Consider the following 15,071-nt stretch of genomic DNA (forward strand, 5'->3'; position numbering starts at 1 on the left):
ATCGAGGAGCCGCCATGCAGCAGGACAAGCACCCCGACTACCACCCCGTCGTCTTCCGCGACCGCGCCGCCGGTTACGCCTTCCTGACCCGGTCCACCGCGCAGAGCGAGCAGACCATCGATTGGGACGACGGCCGGTCCTACCCGGTCGTCGACGTGGAGATCTCCGCGGAGAGCCACCCCTTCTACACGGGCAAGGCGCGCACGGTCGACACCGAGGGCCGCGTCGCACGCTTCGAGCGCCGGTACGGCACCGCGGGCGCGGAGGCCGGCGAGGGGCCCTGAATCCGGGCTCGCCGCCGGGTCAGAGCCCGCTGCCGAGGAGCACACCGGGCCACGCCCTGGTCCCGGGAGCGCGGCCGGAACGCGAGCCGGTGCCGGGGGCTCGCTCAGATGACGTTCAGGGCCGCCGCGCAGCCCACGGCGCCGAGCAGCATGAACAGCGGCATGAGCACCCTCAGCTCGACCCAGCTGCCCGCCCGGAACCGGATCGCCTTCGGCGGCCCCAGCGGGTACCAGCGCTTGCGGCCCACCGGGATCGGCCACAGGATCGGGCAGCCCGAGACGGTCAGGGCGTCCCCGATGTCGTGCACCAGCGCACCCAGCACGATCGGCAGTCCCAGCCACAGGTACTCCTGCCCCGGCTCGGTGAACAGCCAGTGGGAGCCGTTGCCCGGCTTGTCCAGCACGCCCGCCAGGATCCACGCGCTGGTCGCCGCCAGCAGCCAGACCAGGACGTCGCTGCTGGAGCCGCGCGCCGCCCGCCACAGCAGACCTTCGATCGCCAGCACCATGTGCACGAACAGGATCGCCAGCACCGCCCAGCGGCCGCCGGTGATCGCCGCGGCGGAGCAGCCGGCGCCTATCAGGACCGCCCACAGCCAGGTGTGCGTCAGTGTGCGGTGGCCGCCGGAGCGGCGCGGGTCGCCCTGCTTCCTGGTCGCCTTGTAGACGGCGTACGACAGCTTGTCCACGATCTCGCAGATCCAGCGGGAGACCGGTCCGAAGGACCGCGAGATGGTGGCCGCCTTGTGGTCCAGGTCGGGGGCGAGAGCGGCTCCGGCGCAGATCAGGGCGCCGCACAGCAGGACCGGCCAGGGCATCGGGTGTCCGGCCGCCGCGGTGGCCGCTCCGACGCCCAGCCAGGCCGCGGCCCCCGACAGTGAGTGTGCTGGTCCCATCATGGCCGCTTCCCGCCCCATTCCTCGTGTGCCGCTGTCCAGTTGTCCTGGTGCGCCGGCGCCGCGCCGGCGACACAGCGTAACCGTCGTGATCTTCGTACTCGCAGCCGATTCCCCGCTCGGGCGGTGGGCCAGGCAAGATGGGGGCGTGACCCTCATCGATCAGCTCCCGCCGACCGCCGATCCCGACGCCCTGTACGAAGCCTTCGAGACCTGGGCCCAGGAGCGCGGTCTCACCCTCTATCCCCACCAGGAGGAGGCGCTGATCGAGGCGGTGTCCGGGGCGAACGTGATCGTTTCGACGCCCACCGGTTCCGGCAAGAGCATGATCGCCGCGGGCGCGCACTTCGCCGCGCTGGCTCGGGACGAGGTCACCTTCTACACGGCTCCCATCAAGGCCCTGGTGTCGGAGAAGTTCTTCGAGCTGTGCAAGCTGTTCGGCACCGAGAACGTCGGCATGCTCACCGGTGACGCCTCCGTGAACGCCGACGCGCCCGTCATCTGCTGCACCGCCGAGGTGCTGGCGTCGATCGCGCTGCGCGACGGCAGGAACGCGGACGTCGGCCAGGTCGTCATGGACGAGTTCCACTTCTACGCCGAGGGCGACCGCGGCTGGGCCTGGCAGATCCCGCTGCTCGAACTCCCCCAGGCGCAGTTCATCCTGATGTCGGCCACGCTGGGCGATGTGTCCTTCTTCGAGAAGGATCTCGCCCGCCGCACCGGCCGCCCCACCTCGGTGGTCCGCTCGGCGACCCGCCCGGTGCCCCTGTCCTACGAGTACAAGCTGACCCCGCTCACCGAGACGCTCACCGACCTGCTGGAGACCAAGCAGGCCCCGGTGTACATCGTCCACTTCACGCAGGCCCAGGCCGTGGAGCGGGCGCAGGCGCTGATGAGCATCAACATGTGCTCGCGTGAGGAGAAGGACCAGATCGCCGAGCTGATCGGCAACTTCCGCTTCACCACCAAGTTCGGCCGCAACCTCTCCCGGTACGTGCGGCACGGCATCGGTGTGCACCACGCCGGCATGCTGCCCAAGTACCGGCGCCTGGTGGAGAAACTCGCGCAGGCCGGACTGCTGAAGGTCATCTGCGGCACGGACACGCTCGGCGTGGGAGTCAACGTGCCCATCCGCACCGTGCTGTTCACGGCACTGACCAAGTACGACGGCAGCCGGGTGCGCACCCTGCGGGCCCGTGAGTTCCACCAGATCGCCGGCCGGGCCGGACGCGCCGGGTTCGACACCGCGGGGCTGGTGGTCGCACAGGCGCCGGAGCACGTCATCGAGAACGAGAAGGCGCTGGCGAAGGCGGGCGACGACCCGAAGAAGCGGCGCAAGGTGGTGCGCAAGAAGGCGCCGGAGGGCTTCGTCGGCTGGACGGAGAACACCTTCCAGAAGCTGATCGAGTCGGACCCGGAGCCGCTGACCTCGCGTTTCCGGGTGACGCACACGATGCTGCTGTCGGTGATCGCCCGTCCGGGCAACGCCTTCCAGGCGATGCGCCACCTCCTGGAGGACAACCACGAGCCGCGCAAGCAGCAGCTGCGGCACATCCGCCGGGCCATCGCGATCTACCGCTCGCTGCTGGACGGCGGGATCGTGGAGAAACTCGACAAGCCCGACGCCGAGGGCCGCATCGTCCGGCTGACGGTCGATCTCCAGCAGGACTTCGCCCTGAACCAGCCGCTGTCCACGTTCGCCCTGGCCTCGTTCGAGCTCCTCGACCCCGAGTCGCCGTCCTACGCCCTCGACATGGTCTCCGTGGTCGAGTCGACCCTGGACGATCCGCGGCAGATCCTCGTCGCGCAGCAGAACAAGGCGCGCGGTGAGGCCGTGGCCGCGATGAAGGCGGACGGCGTCGAGTACGAGGAGCGCATGGAGCGCCTCCAGGACGTGACCTACCCGAAGCCGCTGGAGGAACTCCTCTTCCACGCCTACGACACCTACCGCAAGAGCCACCCGTGGGTCGGCGACCACCCGCTGTCGCCGAAGTCGGTGGTCCGGGACATGTACGAGCGGGCGATGTCCTTCACCGAGCTGGTCTCCTTCTACGAGCTGGCCCGCACCGAGGGCATCGTGCTGCGTTACCTCGCCAGCGCCTACAAGACCCTGGACCACACCATCCCGGACGACCTGAAGTCCGAGGATCTCCAGGACCTGATCGAGTGGCTGGGCGAGATGGTGCGCCAGGTGGACTCCAGCCTGCTGGACGAGTGGGAGCAGCTCGCCAACCCGGAGGTGATGACCGCCGAGGAGGCCCGGGAGAAGGCCGACGAGGTCAAGCCGGTCACGACCAACGCCCGCGCCTTCCGCGTCCTCGTCCGCAATGCCATGTTCCGCCGCGTGGAACTGGCCACCCTGGACCAGGTCGAGGAACTCGGCGAGCTGGACGCCGAGTCCGGCTGGGACGCCGACGCGTGGGGCGAGGCGATGGACAAGTACTGGGACGAGTACGACGACCTCGGCACCGGTCCCGACGCCCGCGGTCCCAAGCTGCTCCTCATCACGGAGGAGCCGGACAACGGCCTCTGGCGCGTCCGCCAGATCTTCGACGACCCGAACGGCGACCACGACTGGGGCATCAGCGCGGAGGTCGACCTCGCGGCCTCCGACGCCGAGGGCCGCGCGATCGTCCGTGTCACCGATGTCGGCCAGCTGTGAGCCGTACCCGGCCCGAGGCAAGCCAAGGAGAAACCCACCGATGACGAATCCGGCCGAGAGCCTGGTCGACCTGCTCGACCTGGAGCGGATCGAGGTCAACATCTTCCGTGGCCGCAGCCCGCAGGAGTCCATCCAGCGGGTCTTCGGCGGCCAGGTGGCCGGCCAGGCGCTGGTCGCCGCCGGCCGCACCACGGACGGCGACCGCCCTGTGCACTCGCTGCACGCGTACTTCCTGCGCCCGGGCCGGCCGGGCGTGCCGATCGTGTACCAGGTGGAGCGGGTCCGCGACGGACGCTCCTTCACGACGCGCCGGGTCACGGCCGTGCAGCAGGGCCGCACGATCTTCAATCTGACCGCCTCCTTTCACAAGCCTGAGGAAGGACCTTTCGAGCACCAGCTGCCGCCGGCCCGCGAGATACCGCACCCCGAGTCGCTGCCGACGGTCTCCGAGGAGATCCGCAAGCAACTGGGCACGCTGCCCGAGCAGTTGGAGCGGATGGCACGCCGCCAGCCCTTCGACATCCGCTACGTCGACCGGCTGCGCTGGAACGACGACGAGATCAAGGGCGCCGAGCCGCGCAGCGCCGTGTGGATGCGCGCGGTGGGACCACTGGGTGACGACCCCCTGGTGCACACGTGCGCGCTGACCTACGCCAGTGACATGACCCTCCTGGACGCGGTCCGCATCCCCGTGGAGCCGCTGTGGGGTCCGCGCAACTTCGACATGGCCTCGCTGGACCACGCCATGTGGTTCCACCGGCCCTTCCGCGCGGACGAGTGGTTCCTGTACGACCAGGAGTCCCCGATCGCCACGGGTGGGCGCGGGCTGGCCCGCGGGCGCATCTACGACCTCGAGGGGCGGCTGCTCGTCTCGGTCGTCCAGGAAGGTCTGTTCCGGGCCCTGTAGTCGCTGAGGGCAGGGGCCGTGCCGGGGTTCAGCCCCGCGCGTGCGCCGTGGACCGTGGGCTTCTGCGCCGCAGCCAGGCCCGCAGGCCGCGGGACGGCCGCTGCGGAGCGGGTCGTGCCGGCTCAGGCCCTCGGCGGGCCGACGGGGGCGCCGGCCGCACCGCCGGCTCCGGAGACGGCAGCACCGCTGGCTCCGGGGGCGGCAACGGAGACCGCGACCGCGGTGCCGGTGCGGACGACGACGCCGCTGCCCGAGACAGCTTCGGCGTCTCCCACGTGGCGCCGGTGACCGTGCGAGCCATCGGGGCAATGGGGCGCGCGGCCGCGCGCATCGCCACCGGGCGGAGACGGGCTGCCGGGCGCGGGATGAGGCGGCCGGCCGGATGCCGGACGAGGCGGACGGCCGCGCGCGGGGCGAGGTGGGTGGCCGGGGGCGGGACGAGGTGGGAGATCGGGTGGGCGACGGGGGTGGCCGGGCACGGGTTGGGACGGTGGGCCGGGTGCGGGGCGGGTGAGGTATCGCGGGCTTCCTCGACCGCTCGTGCCAGTTCGCTGCGCAGCCAGTCGATCTCGTCCCCGTCCTGCGCCGTCATGAGCTGCTCGGTGATGTGCGCGGCAGGTGAATCGGGAGCGCCGCGCCCGGCCGGGCTGGGCCGGAACCGGTTCACACGCGCCCGCTCGTGAGGGTCCTTGACGATGTCGGCGACCTCGGCGGGTGCGAGGAGCGCTGCCACGGCCCCGGCGCGTGCCCACGAGTCGCCGGCCTGCCGCAGCAGGAAGCCCAGGTGGCGTCCGCGCCAGTTGCGTGCGCGCAGGTCCACTCCCGCCGCGAGCTGGCCCCGCAGCGTCTCGGGCGTACGCCCCTTGAGCAGGCGCGCGTTCTCCGGCCCGGTCGCGAACTGGCGTAGTTCTTCGACCAGATAGAGCCAGACCACGGCCCGGTATCGGTTGAGGTAGAACTTGACGGGCACGATCAGGCCCAGCCGGGCGAGCCTGGTGAACCTGGCTGCCGGAATCTCCATGAGGGCGGACCCCTCCGCCGTGCCCACGACCCGGACCCGTCCGAGCAGGGACTCGGGGAAGCCGTCCTGGGCGCGGAGACGGTCGATCTCCGCGCGGTCCACCCGGCGGCCCCCTCCCCCGCCTTCGTCGGGCACGGTCCGGATGTGGCCGAGCCGGACGGCGAGATCGAACTCGCCCGGTTTGAGCCCAAGTTCGCGAGCCGCACGACTCGGTGTACACGTACTGCCGTGGACCGGAGCGCTGGTGCGGGCCGGATCGAAGGTGCTGGTCGACATGGTCGTACTCCCCCGCGGAGTCCTGGCTCACGCCCTGCGCGTTCGCCGTGCACCCACCGTAGCCATTTCCTGACCTGCCGTGGCGGGGCCTGTGGATAACTCCACGGGGGCGAGAAAAGCCCCAGGTCAGGCGTCTGCTATTCGAGTTCGCTCGGGTTGTCGGGCGTCGACGCCGAGGTGTTCGCCGACCCGGTTGACGAGCAGGGTCATCTCGTAGGCGATCTGGCCGATGTCGGCCTCCGCGCCGCTGAGCACGCACAGACAACTGCCGGTGCCGGCCGCGGTCACGAACAGCACGGCGTCGTCGTACTCGATCATCGTCTGGCGTACCCGTCCCGCGCCGAAGTGGCGTCCCGAGCCCTTGGCCAGGCTGTGCAGCCCGGAGGCCACGGCGGCCAGATGCTCGGCGTCCTCGCGGCGCAGGCCCGTGCTCGCCGCGGTGACCAGTCCGTCGTTCGACAGGACGAGCGCATGGCGGACGTGGTCCACCCGCTCGGTCAGATCGTCCAGGAGCCAGCCGAGGCCCTGGTTCTGCGCCATGTCCATCTCCCCGTGTGATGTCTCCCCCTGGCTGGAGGAACTCACCGCCAGCCTTCCCCACGACCGGCGCGCGGGCAAGCAGGATGGGCGCATGGCAGAGAAGATGACCGATGAGGAATGGCGGGCGTTCGTCTCGGACGGCACCCGCACCGGCAAGCTGTCCACCGTCCGCGCCGACGGGAGCCCTCATGTGGCCCCGATCTGGTTCCTGCTCGACGGGGACGAGGTGGTGTTCAACACCGGCAAGGACACGGTGAAGGGACGCAATCTCGCCCGTGACGGCCGGGTCGCCCTGTGCGTGGACGACGACCGTCCACCGTTCCACTTCGTGGTGCTGAGCGGCCGGGCCCGGCTCTCGGAGGATCTGGCCGAAGTCCGTCGCTGGGCCACCCGGATCGCCGCCCGGTACATGGGCGAGGAGCGCGCCGAGGAGTACGGCGCCCGCAACGGCGTACCGGGTGAACTCCTGGTCCGCGTCAGCGTCGAGAACGTGGTGGCGGTGCGAGACCTCGCGGCCTGATCCCGTGTCAGCGCCGACGGTGCAGGGCGAGTGGGGGCACACACGTGTGCGGTGACGGTGAGGAATCATGCGGGCATGAGTGACGACCACACACATGTCCAGGAGTTCTTCACCGCCAGGGCCGCCGACTGGGACAGCCGGTTCCCGGACGACGGCCCTGCCTATGCCGCCGCCGTGGCCGGCCTCGGACTGCGCGAGGGGGATCGGGTGCTCGACGCGGGCTGCGGCACGGGTCGGGCCCTGCCGCCGCTGCGGGCCGCCGTGGGTCCTTCCGGCGTGGTCCTGGGCGCCGATCTGACCCCGGCGATGCTCCAGGCCGCCATACGGGCCGGCCGGCACCGTGAGGGGCGGCTGCTGCTCGCGGACGTCTCCGCGCTGCCGTTGCGTCCGGGATGTCTGGACGCCGTGTTCGCGGCCGGGCTGATCGCGCATCTGCCGCGTCCGGTGGACAACCTGCGGGAGCTGGCCCGTGGTGTACGGCGGGGCGGCACGCTGGCGTTGTTCCATCCGATCGGCCGGGCGGCCCTGGCCGCGCGTCAGGGTCGCCGGATCACGCCCGATGACCTGCGGGCCGAGGACAATCTCCGGCCGATGCTGGCCCGTTCGGGCTGGCGCATGACGTCGTACGTGGACGAGGACGCCCGTTTCCTCGCGGTCGCGGTGCGCGAGGACTGAGCGTCAGGCGGAATCAGTCCGTGCCGGTGACGGCCGCCACGAAGGCGTCGGGGTTGTCGAACATGACGTTGTGTCCGGCGCCGGGCACCGTCACCACGCGCACCCCGGCGGCTTCCAGGCCCTCCCGGTCCGCGAGTTCGCCGCTGTGCTCGCCCTGGAGGTAGACGCGGTCGACGGGCAGCCCCTCCAGGAGCGTACGCATCACGGGGCTGGACCCCTGCCGCAGGCCGACAGCGCTGCGATGCAGGGCGCGCGGGTCGGCCAGCCGCATGGTGGCCGCCCACAGCGGGCCGACGGTGTCCAGCACGCGCGCGTGCCCCCTCTCCACGAAATCGTCCTCTCCGTAGGCGGCGATTTTGCTGCTGCCGGCCGCAGGCGGGGGAAAGGCGTCCAGGTTGGCCTCCGTCAGGACCAGCCGGGACACGAGGTCGGGCCGCCGGTGGGCGAGGACGATGGCCACGGCACCGCCCATGCTGTGCCCGAGCAGTTCGGCGCCCGTGACTCCGGCAGCGTCCAGCGCGACGGCGACCGCTTGGGCGTGGTCGTCCAGTGTGTACCCGAAGTCCTGCGGCCGGTCGCTCGTGCCGTGTCCGGGAAGGTCCACGAAGAGACTGCGGCGCCCGGCGAGTTCGGGACGGGCGGCGATATGCGCGTGATACACGGCGGACACCGCTCCGAGCCCGTGCAGGTACACCCGGGCGGGTTCCGCGCCGGGCACCTCGGTCCACCGGATGTGGCTGCCCCCGCCGTCGAACGCGGTCTGCCGCATGTTCCCCTCCTCGTATCGATCTACCTCACCGTACCTCGTACACGATGTATGACGTGAAAGATGTACCGGAAAAGCGGTGTACTGCGGGAGAATGCGGCCATGCTCGAACTCGCCCTCCTGGGATTCCTGTACGACGCGCCGCTGCACGGTTACGTCCTGCGTCGTCACATCGCGGCACTCACCGGCCATGTGCGCCCCGTCGCCGAGAGCACGCTGTACCCGGCGATCAAGCGGCTGGAGAAGGCCGGCCTGCTGGTGCGGACACCGGAGCCCGGCACCGTGGCCGCGCCGCGCCATGTGCTGAGGCTGACCGAGGAGGGCCGGCGCGAACTGAGGCGCCGGCTCGCCGAGCCGGCCCAGCGCGAGATCACCGACGAGAACCACTGGTTCACGCTGCTCGCGTTCCTGCGGCACCTGGCGGACCCCGCCGCGCAGGCGGCCGTGCTGCGGCGCCGGCTGGCCTTCCTGGAGGAGCCGGCGAGCTTCTTCTACGACGGCGACAGGCCGCTGAGCGCCGAGGAACTGGACGACCCGTTCCGTAGGGGCGTCCTCACCATCGCGCGTGCCACGAGCCGGGCGGAACTGGCCTGGCTGCGCGACACGCTGGCGTCACTCGACGGAGCCGGCCGCTGAGACGTTCCGGTGCCGCCCTGGGCTTCGGGTCACGGAACGCACGCACCAACGGCTCATCGAGCGGGACGAGTGCCGCCGTACCCGACACGGGGCCAGTGGGCGCGCTTCACCGCGTCGCCGCCTCTTCTGCCGCCGGAAGCCGGACTCTACGTTGGAGGCAGCAGATGAGTGATCATCACTGATCTCGTCCAGGAAGGGATGATCCACGTGCTCGACATGATCCGCCGGTACGCCGGCAGGCTTCGCTCTTCCGCGCACCGCAGGACGGCGGACGCACCGGAAAAGCGTGCGCACAACCTGTTCGAGGCGGCGGCCGCGTATGTGGCCGCCCAGGCGGAGGACGACCAGGACCGGATCGAGGAGGCGGCTGCCTGGGTGTCGCCGGAGGCACTGTCCTTCGGGGTGAGCGAACTGGCCTGCCGGGCGGTCATCGTGCTGGCCCGGGAGCGCGGCCAGTCACCCGGCGTGGTGGCCCGCGACCTGCTCGGGCTGCCCGCGGCCTGAGCGGAACTTCCTTCTCCGTAGGAGTCCGTTTCCTCCCCTTCCAGGAGGAATCCCGCAGCTCCGTGCGGGGTGCGGAGTCGTGACAACCGGCTTCCGCTCCCACTAGGGTGCGCGCCGATGGACGAACCACTGGGGAGGCAGGGATGGCCGGGACAGATGATGTGGCCGTCGCCGCCACGGACGATGCGCTGTATGTGCTGACCGCGGTGCTGCTGACACCGGCGCAGTTCCCGAGCGTGCTGGGCGACGACTATCCGGAGGCCTGCGCGGCGCTGGACCTGCCGCCGCTCGCCGACGGGTACGGCCTGGTGCTGGGCCAGGACGGCGAGGGCGCCCGCTGGACGGTCGTCATCGACGACGTCTCGCTGGTCGCCGTGGCGATCGCGTCCTGGGACTGCGGCATGGAGTACGAACTGTCGCCCGACGAACGCGCGGTCGTGACGGCCCTGCCGGGGTGGCCGCTGGCCGTCGCCGTCGCCGCACCCGGTGTGCCCGCCCCGCACGATCCGCCTGCCGAGACGGCGGACCGGCCGGCGCTGAGCCCGCCGGACACCGGCTCCTGGGGAGCGGCGCAGCGTCGTCTGGGCGCCGACGAGATCGCGTTGCAGTGGACGGCCTGGCGGGAGCAGATCAACGACGCGGAATTCCTGGTGCCCGGCGACCAGACGACGGCGGCGCTGACCACCCAGGAGGTGGCGCACACCGCCCAGGAGGCAGCGCAGTCCGCTCAGGAACCAGCGCCGACCACTCAAGAGGGCGAGGGTCGCCTCGCGACCGGCGGTCACGCCGGGGTGCGCCGGGTGCTCGCGGAGGCGCGCGCCTATGTCACCTCTCCGCCGCCGCTCGGCCGGGTGCGCTCGTCGTTCGCCCCGGGCGAGGCCCGCACGCTGCGCGCCGACGGTCCGGGCTGGTCGCTCGTGGCGCGTACCGACGACATCGCGTTCGTCCTGCTCGACGACGAACCGGGCGAGGTCCTGCCGGTGGGCCGGGGGCCGGAACTGCCGGGCCTGCTGGAGGCACTCGAGAAGATGGCCGTACGACCCTCGTGAGCGCCGCGCCTGGACCACGCGTCCTGGCCTCCCGCGAACTCCCCGACCGACGAAACTTCCACGACCGCCGCGCCTCACGGGGCGGGCGGCGGAAAGCCGCCTCCCGGGGCAGCGGCCGGAAGCCCACTAAGCGGTTCGGATCCGGCTGCTCGCGGCGCGCGAGCCGGCAGCGCGCTCAGATGTCGTCGTCCTCTTCGTCGTAGCGGACGTTGCCGTCCTCGTCGATGCGGGGGCGCACCCGCTCGGGAGGGTGGCTCTCGGTGTCGGACGGACGGGGCCCCTCGGGCCCGTCAGGACCCCAGCGCAGCAACCGGCGGGCACGGCAGATGTGGTAGACCGTGCCCCGGGCCTCGACCTGGTTGGCGCGTTCGGCCCGGAGCCGGTCGGCGGCCCGGACGTACTCGCTCAGTTCCTCGGCCGTCGCGCTGTCGGTGCCTCGCGCGACCACCGTGCGGGCGTTGACGTCACCGCCGGCGTCCCAGGCGATCAGACGCCGTCGGCGCGGCTGGGACCAGGTCAGGGCGAGGTCCAGCGACTTGCGGGCGTCATGCGCGGTGGCGCGCAGACCGCTCTCCACCTTCCACCCGGGGCCGTCCTTCCCCACGACCCTGAACACCGCGGGGAGCAGCAGCACGTCGGGGTGGGTCGTCAGCGCCCGCCGGGAGTCGTCGACGACGTCCTCGGGGAACCGCGGTCCGGCGTAGCCCAGGCCGCGCAGTGCCAGCCGTTCCGCGGCCTGGACGGGCGTGATCGGGGCGTCGGGGTCCAGCACCAGGTCCACGTCGATCTGCGGATCGCTGTAGCGGTGGTCCCAGTTCGGGACGGCGGGCTCGGGGTCGGTCGGCCGGGGCTGCTCGATGCCGTTCTGTCCCAGCCCGGTGTACTCCTCGGCACGCACCACCCGGTAGCGGGTCCCGAGCACGATCAGTTCGTCGACGCGTTCGGTCTCCAGGCGGGTGACCGCCGTCAGCAGATCACGCCGTTCGGCCCTGTTCTGGGCGTCGTCCCGCGCCCGGAACCAGAACAAGGAGTGGAGGCTGTCGCGGGCCTGCTGCGGACAGTCGGCGTCCACCGGGACCACCACCCGCCACCGCGGCTCCTCCCCCGGTTCCTGTGCGGCCACGCCGAACAGCGGGCCCCGCACCAGCAGCGTCTTCGCGTCCAGCGTGGCGTCGAGCGCGTCGGCCTCCATGACCGCCTCCACCGGATCCTCCGGAAACCTGATCACGATCGGCCGCATCCGGTCCGGACTCACTTCTCCATGACCCATGTGCTCATCGTGCCGACTGCGGCTGCGGCTCATCGCCGGTTTCCCGATCTCCCGGCGGCCTGGCCGCCGGTCAGCCGCCGGATCTGCGCCCTCGGGGCGCACGCATCTCCGTTCCGGTGAACAGAGGAACAGGTGTGCGCTTTTCACTTACGTCACGAACGCGCCACCGTGCCACCACTTTCGGCCAGCCCGTCGTCGAGCCGCAGCGGCCCTGGATGGCCGGAATCCGTCATGCCGTAGAGCTGCGTTCCGACGAGTGGTGGACGACGGTCGTTCACGCCCTGGTAGTGCGGTGTTCCTCCGGGAGACCAATCGTGGCCGCAGTCAACGCTTTCGTCTCCCAGGAGGCCCGATGTCCCCGCGTGCCACAGGCCGGCGCCGTGTCCACCGTTCCCTTGCCACGGCCCTGCCGCTGACTCTGGCCGCCGTCCTCGCGGCCACGGGGGCGGCTACGGCGGCGCCGTCCGGGCAGGTCCGTGTCGTCCGCACGGCGACGCTGGGCGAGATCCCGCTCGGCGCGTTCAGCAACGCGCTGCTGCCCGGCAGCGTGGCCGACGACCGCGGGGTGAAGCTCGGCGGCATCGGCAGCGACATCTATCCGGCGGGCCGCGAGGACGAGTACTGGACGGTGACCGACCGCGGCCCCAACGGCCAGATCAAGGTGGACGGCAAGAAGCGCCGTACCTTCCCGGTGCCGGGCTTCGATCCCGCGATCGTGAAGATCCGGATATCCGGCAGGACGGTGCGGGTCCTCGACGCGATACCGGTCACCACCTCCTCCGGGAAGGCCGTCACCGGGCTGCCGAACCAGAAGAGCCGGGACGAGGCGCCGTACACCTACGACGCCGGGACGCCGCTTCCCTACGACCCGAACGGGCTGGACACCGAGGGGCTCGTCCGGGCCGGGGACGGCAGTTTCTGGCTCGTGGACGAGTACGGGCCGTCCCTGGTGCACGTCTCCGCGCGCGGGAGGGTCCTCGCGCGCTATGTGCCCAAGGGGCTCGGGCTGACGGGGGCGGACTACCCGGTGGTGGAGGCGCTGCCGTCCATCCTGCTGCACCGAAAGATCAACCGCGGTTTCGAGGGGCTGGCGCAGCTTCCCGGCGGTGATCTCGTGATGGCCCTGCAGAGCCCGCTCCCGCTCCCCGACGCGGACGCCGGCGACGCTTCCCGCACCACCCGCCTGCTGCGTTTCTCCCCGCGGCAGAAGGCCGTCACGGCCGAGTACGCCTACCGTTTCGACCCGGTCGACGTGGTCGATCCGGGCGAGGACGACACCTCCGAGCTGAAGATCTCGTCGGTGGTGGCGGTCGGCCGCGACCGGCTGCTCGTCGAGGAGCGCACGGACAAGGCGGCCCGGCTGCACCTGGTCAGGCTGGGGCGCGGAGCGGACATCCTCGGCGGCCGGTGGGACGACGACGCCACGTCTCCGTCGCTGGAGCAGCTCGACGATCCGGCGGCCTCGGGGGTGCCGGTGCTGTCCAAGCGGCTCGTGGTGGACCTGGGCAAGGTGGCGGAAGTGCCCGGGAAGATCGAGGGCATCGCGCGCGTGGATCACGACACGCTCGCGCTCGTCAACGACAACGACTTCGGGATGACCGACGGGGCGGGCGCGTTCGACGCCCAGGGCAGGCTGGTCGACAGCGGGGTGCGGACGAAGGTGGTGTACGTACGTCTGCCCGAGCAGCTGTGAGGCGCCCGACGGGCTGAGCCGCCGGCCCGTCGGACACCGGAGGGCCGGGCACCGATGGCACACCGTGTGCCGCCGGAGCCCGGCACCGGGCCCTCCCGGACCGGGCCCTCCGGGAAACCCGGAGCGGCCCGGTCCATCCGCCGCGTGCGTCGGATGGGCCGTACGCGCGCGTGCCGGTCAGCCGCGCGCCCCCAGCAGGTGGTCCATCGCGAGCTGGTCGAGGCGTTCGAAGCCCATGCCGCGCGCGGCGATCGCGTCCACGTCGAAGTCCTCGAAGGCCGCCCGGTCGGCGAGCAGACCCTGGACGCCGTCGGCCGCGGTCGGCTGGGCCAGCTGGTCCAGCCGCGACGCGCGCAGCGCCTCCTGCACCTCCGGGTCGGCACGGAAGGCGGCGGAGCGCTCCTTGAGGATGAGGTAGTTGCGCATGCAGCCCGCGGCCGACGCCCACACGCCGTCCAGGTCCTCGGTCCGCGGCGGCTTGAAGTCGAAGTGGCGGGGCCCTTCGTAACCGGCGCTCTCCAGGAGGTCGACGAGCCAGAAGGCGGCCCGCAGGTCACCGGCACCGAAGCGCAGGTCCTGGTCGTACTTGATGCCGGACTGGCCGTTGAGGTCGATGTGGAAGAGCTTGCCCGCCCACAGGGCCTGCGCGATGCCGTGCGGGAAGTTCAGACCGGCCATCTGCTCGTGTCCGACCTCCGGGTTGACGCCGAACAGCTCGGGCCGCTCCAGGCGCTCGATGAACGCCAGCGCGTGGCCGACGGTGGGCAACAGGATGTCGCCGCGGGGCTCGTTCGGCTTGGGCTCGATCGCGAAGCGGAGGTCGTAGCCCTGGGAGGTGACGTACTCCGCGAGCAGGTCGAAAGCCTCCTTCATACGGTCCAGAGCGGCGCGTACGTCCTTGGCGGCCCCGGACTCGGCGCCCTCGCGACCGCCCCAGGCGACGTACGTCTTCGCGCCCAGTTCGGCCGCCAGGTCGATGTTGCGGATGGTCTTGCGCAGGGCGTAACGGCGCACGTCACGGTCGTTGGCGGTGAACGCGCCGTCCTTGAAGACGGGGTGCGTGAACAGGTTCGTGGTGGCCATCGGGACGGTCATGCCGGTGGCGTCCAGGGCCTGCCGGAACCGCTTGATGTGCGACTCACGCTCGGCGTCCGAGGAGCCGAAGGGGATCAGGTCGTCGTCGTGGAAGGTCACTCCGTGGGCACCGAGTTCCGCCAGGCGCTGCACCGTCTCGACCGGGTCGAGGGCGCGGCGGGTGGCGTCGCCGAACGGGTCCCTTCCCTGCCAGCCGACGGTCCACAAGCCGAAGGTGAACTTGTCCTCGGGGGTGGGCTGGTAGCTCATGCCACGGCTCCTTGTTGCGTGCGAGTAT

At 71.5% G+C, this 15,071-nt stretch carries 15 protein-coding genes; 9 read left to right on the top strand and 6 right to left on the bottom strand.

Features of this window, described 5'->3' with window-relative positions; translation table 11 throughout:
- Nucleotides 1–14 precede the first annotated feature (14 nt).
- The gene (locus ACH4OA_RS26105) at nucleotides 15–284 is read left to right on the top strand and encodes a type B 50S ribosomal protein L31 (protein WP_397947066.1); all 270 of its coding nucleotides are present in this window, start codon (nucleotides 15–17) and stop codon (nucleotides 282–284) included.
- A 104-nt stretch (nucleotides 285–388) separates the two neighbouring features.
- Here the strand turns inward: ACH4OA_RS26105 and ACH4OA_RS26110 are convergent, their stop codons facing one another.
- On the bottom strand, nucleotides 389–1,183 hold the full coding sequence (locus tag ACH4OA_RS26110; protein ID WP_397971284.1) for a metal-dependent hydrolase: 795 nt from the start codon (nucleotides 1,181–1,183) through the stop codon (nucleotides 389–391).
- Nucleotides 1,184–1,328: 145 nt separating this feature from the next.
- Here ACH4OA_RS26110 and ACH4OA_RS26115 point away from each other — a divergent pair, with 145 nt between their 5' ends.
- Nucleotides 1,329–3,842, top strand: coding sequence for a DEAD/DEAH box helicase (locus ACH4OA_RS26115; RefSeq protein WP_397971287.1), 2,514 nt, complete (start codon nucleotides 1,329–1,331; stop codon nucleotides 3,840–3,842).
- Nucleotides 3,843–3,882: 40 nt separating this feature from the next.
- Nucleotides 3,883–4,749, top strand: a complete 867-nt coding sequence (locus tag ACH4OA_RS26120) for an acyl-CoA thioesterase II (protein ID WP_365878440.1) — start codon at nucleotides 3,883–3,885, stop codon at nucleotides 4,747–4,749.
- A gap of 28 nt (nucleotides 4,750–4,777) precedes the next feature.
- Here ACH4OA_RS26120 and ACH4OA_RS26125 read toward each other — a convergent pair whose 3' ends face one another.
- Nucleotides 4,778–6,046, bottom strand: coding sequence for a DUF6397 family protein (locus ACH4OA_RS26125; protein WP_397971290.1), 1,269 nt, complete (start codon nucleotides 6,044–6,046; stop codon nucleotides 4,778–4,780).
- A 126-nt stretch (nucleotides 6,047–6,172) separates the two neighbouring features.
- Nucleotides 6,173–6,586: a roadblock/LC7 domain-containing protein gene (locus ACH4OA_RS26130; protein ID WP_365881944.1), complete on the bottom strand. Its 414-nt coding sequence runs from the start codon at nucleotides 6,584–6,586 to the stop codon at nucleotides 6,173–6,175.
- Between the two features lie 91 nt (nucleotides 6,587–6,677).
- Here ACH4OA_RS26130 and ACH4OA_RS26135 point away from each other — a divergent pair, with 91 nt between their 5' ends.
- A complete protein-coding gene (locus tag ACH4OA_RS26135; RefSeq protein ID WP_365881946.1) occupies nucleotides 6,678–7,106 on the top strand; it encodes a PPOX class F420-dependent oxidoreductase in 429 nt (142 codons plus the stop codon).
- A gap of 75 nt (nucleotides 7,107–7,181) precedes the next feature.
- A complete protein-coding gene (locus tag ACH4OA_RS26140; RefSeq protein WP_397939523.1) occupies nucleotides 7,182–7,781 on the top strand; it encodes a class I SAM-dependent methyltransferase in 600 nt (199 codons plus the stop codon).
- Between the two features lie 13 nt (nucleotides 7,782–7,794).
- Here ACH4OA_RS26140 and ACH4OA_RS26145 read toward each other — a convergent pair whose 3' ends face one another.
- A complete protein-coding gene (locus ACH4OA_RS26145; RefSeq protein WP_397939525.1) occupies nucleotides 7,795–8,550 on the bottom strand; it encodes an alpha/beta fold hydrolase in 756 nt (251 codons plus the stop codon).
- A gap of 99 nt (nucleotides 8,551–8,649) precedes the next feature.
- On the opposite strand from ACH4OA_RS26145, the gene ACH4OA_RS26150 reads away from it, so the two are divergent.
- The 3 genes from ACH4OA_RS26150 to ACH4OA_RS26160 all read left to right on the top strand — a co-directional run bounded on the left by ACH4OA_RS26150 (nucleotide 8,650) and on the right by ACH4OA_RS26160 (nucleotide 10,736).
- Complete coding sequence (locus ACH4OA_RS26150) at nucleotides 8,650–9,183, top strand: PadR family transcriptional regulator (RefSeq protein WP_397939526.1); 534 nt, start codon at nucleotides 8,650–8,652, stop codon at nucleotides 9,181–9,183.
- A 216-nt stretch (nucleotides 9,184–9,399) separates the two neighbouring features.
- Nucleotides 9,400–9,687, top strand: a complete 288-nt coding sequence (locus tag ACH4OA_RS26155) for a hypothetical protein (RefSeq protein WP_397971429.1) — start codon at nucleotides 9,400–9,402, stop codon at nucleotides 9,685–9,687.
- A gap of 143 nt (nucleotides 9,688–9,830) precedes the next feature.
- On the top strand, nucleotides 9,831–10,736 hold the full coding sequence (locus ACH4OA_RS26160) for a hypothetical protein (RefSeq protein WP_397947073.1): 906 nt from the start codon (nucleotides 9,831–9,833) through the stop codon (nucleotides 10,734–10,736).
- 175 nt (nucleotides 10,737–10,911) lie between these two features.
- Here ACH4OA_RS26160 and ACH4OA_RS26165 read toward each other — a convergent pair whose 3' ends face one another.
- Complete coding sequence (locus ACH4OA_RS26165; protein WP_397971292.1) at nucleotides 10,912–12,006, bottom strand: DUF5954 family protein; 1,095 nt, start codon at nucleotides 12,004–12,006, stop codon at nucleotides 10,912–10,914.
- Nucleotides 12,007–12,358: 352 nt separating this feature from the next.
- Between ACH4OA_RS26165 and ACH4OA_RS26170 the strand changes: the two genes are divergently transcribed.
- The gene (locus ACH4OA_RS26170) at nucleotides 12,359–13,699 is read left to right on the top strand and encodes an esterase-like activity of phytase family protein (RefSeq protein ID WP_397971295.1); all 1,341 of its coding nucleotides are present in this window, start codon (nucleotides 12,359–12,361) and stop codon (nucleotides 13,697–13,699) included.
- A gap of 177 nt (nucleotides 13,700–13,876) precedes the next feature.
- Here the strand turns inward: ACH4OA_RS26170 and xylA are convergent, their stop codons facing one another.
- Complete coding sequence (gene xylA / locus ACH4OA_RS26175; RefSeq protein ID WP_397971298.1) at nucleotides 13,877–15,043, bottom strand: xylose isomerase; 1,167 nt, start codon at nucleotides 15,041–15,043, stop codon at nucleotides 13,877–13,879.
- Nucleotides 15,044–15,071: the final 28 nt, after the last annotated feature.

Source organism: Streptomyces sp. NPDC017095, from assembly GCF_044332325.1.
Classification (GTDB): Bacteria; Actinomycetota; Actinomycetes; order Streptomycetales; family Streptomycetaceae; genus Streptomyces.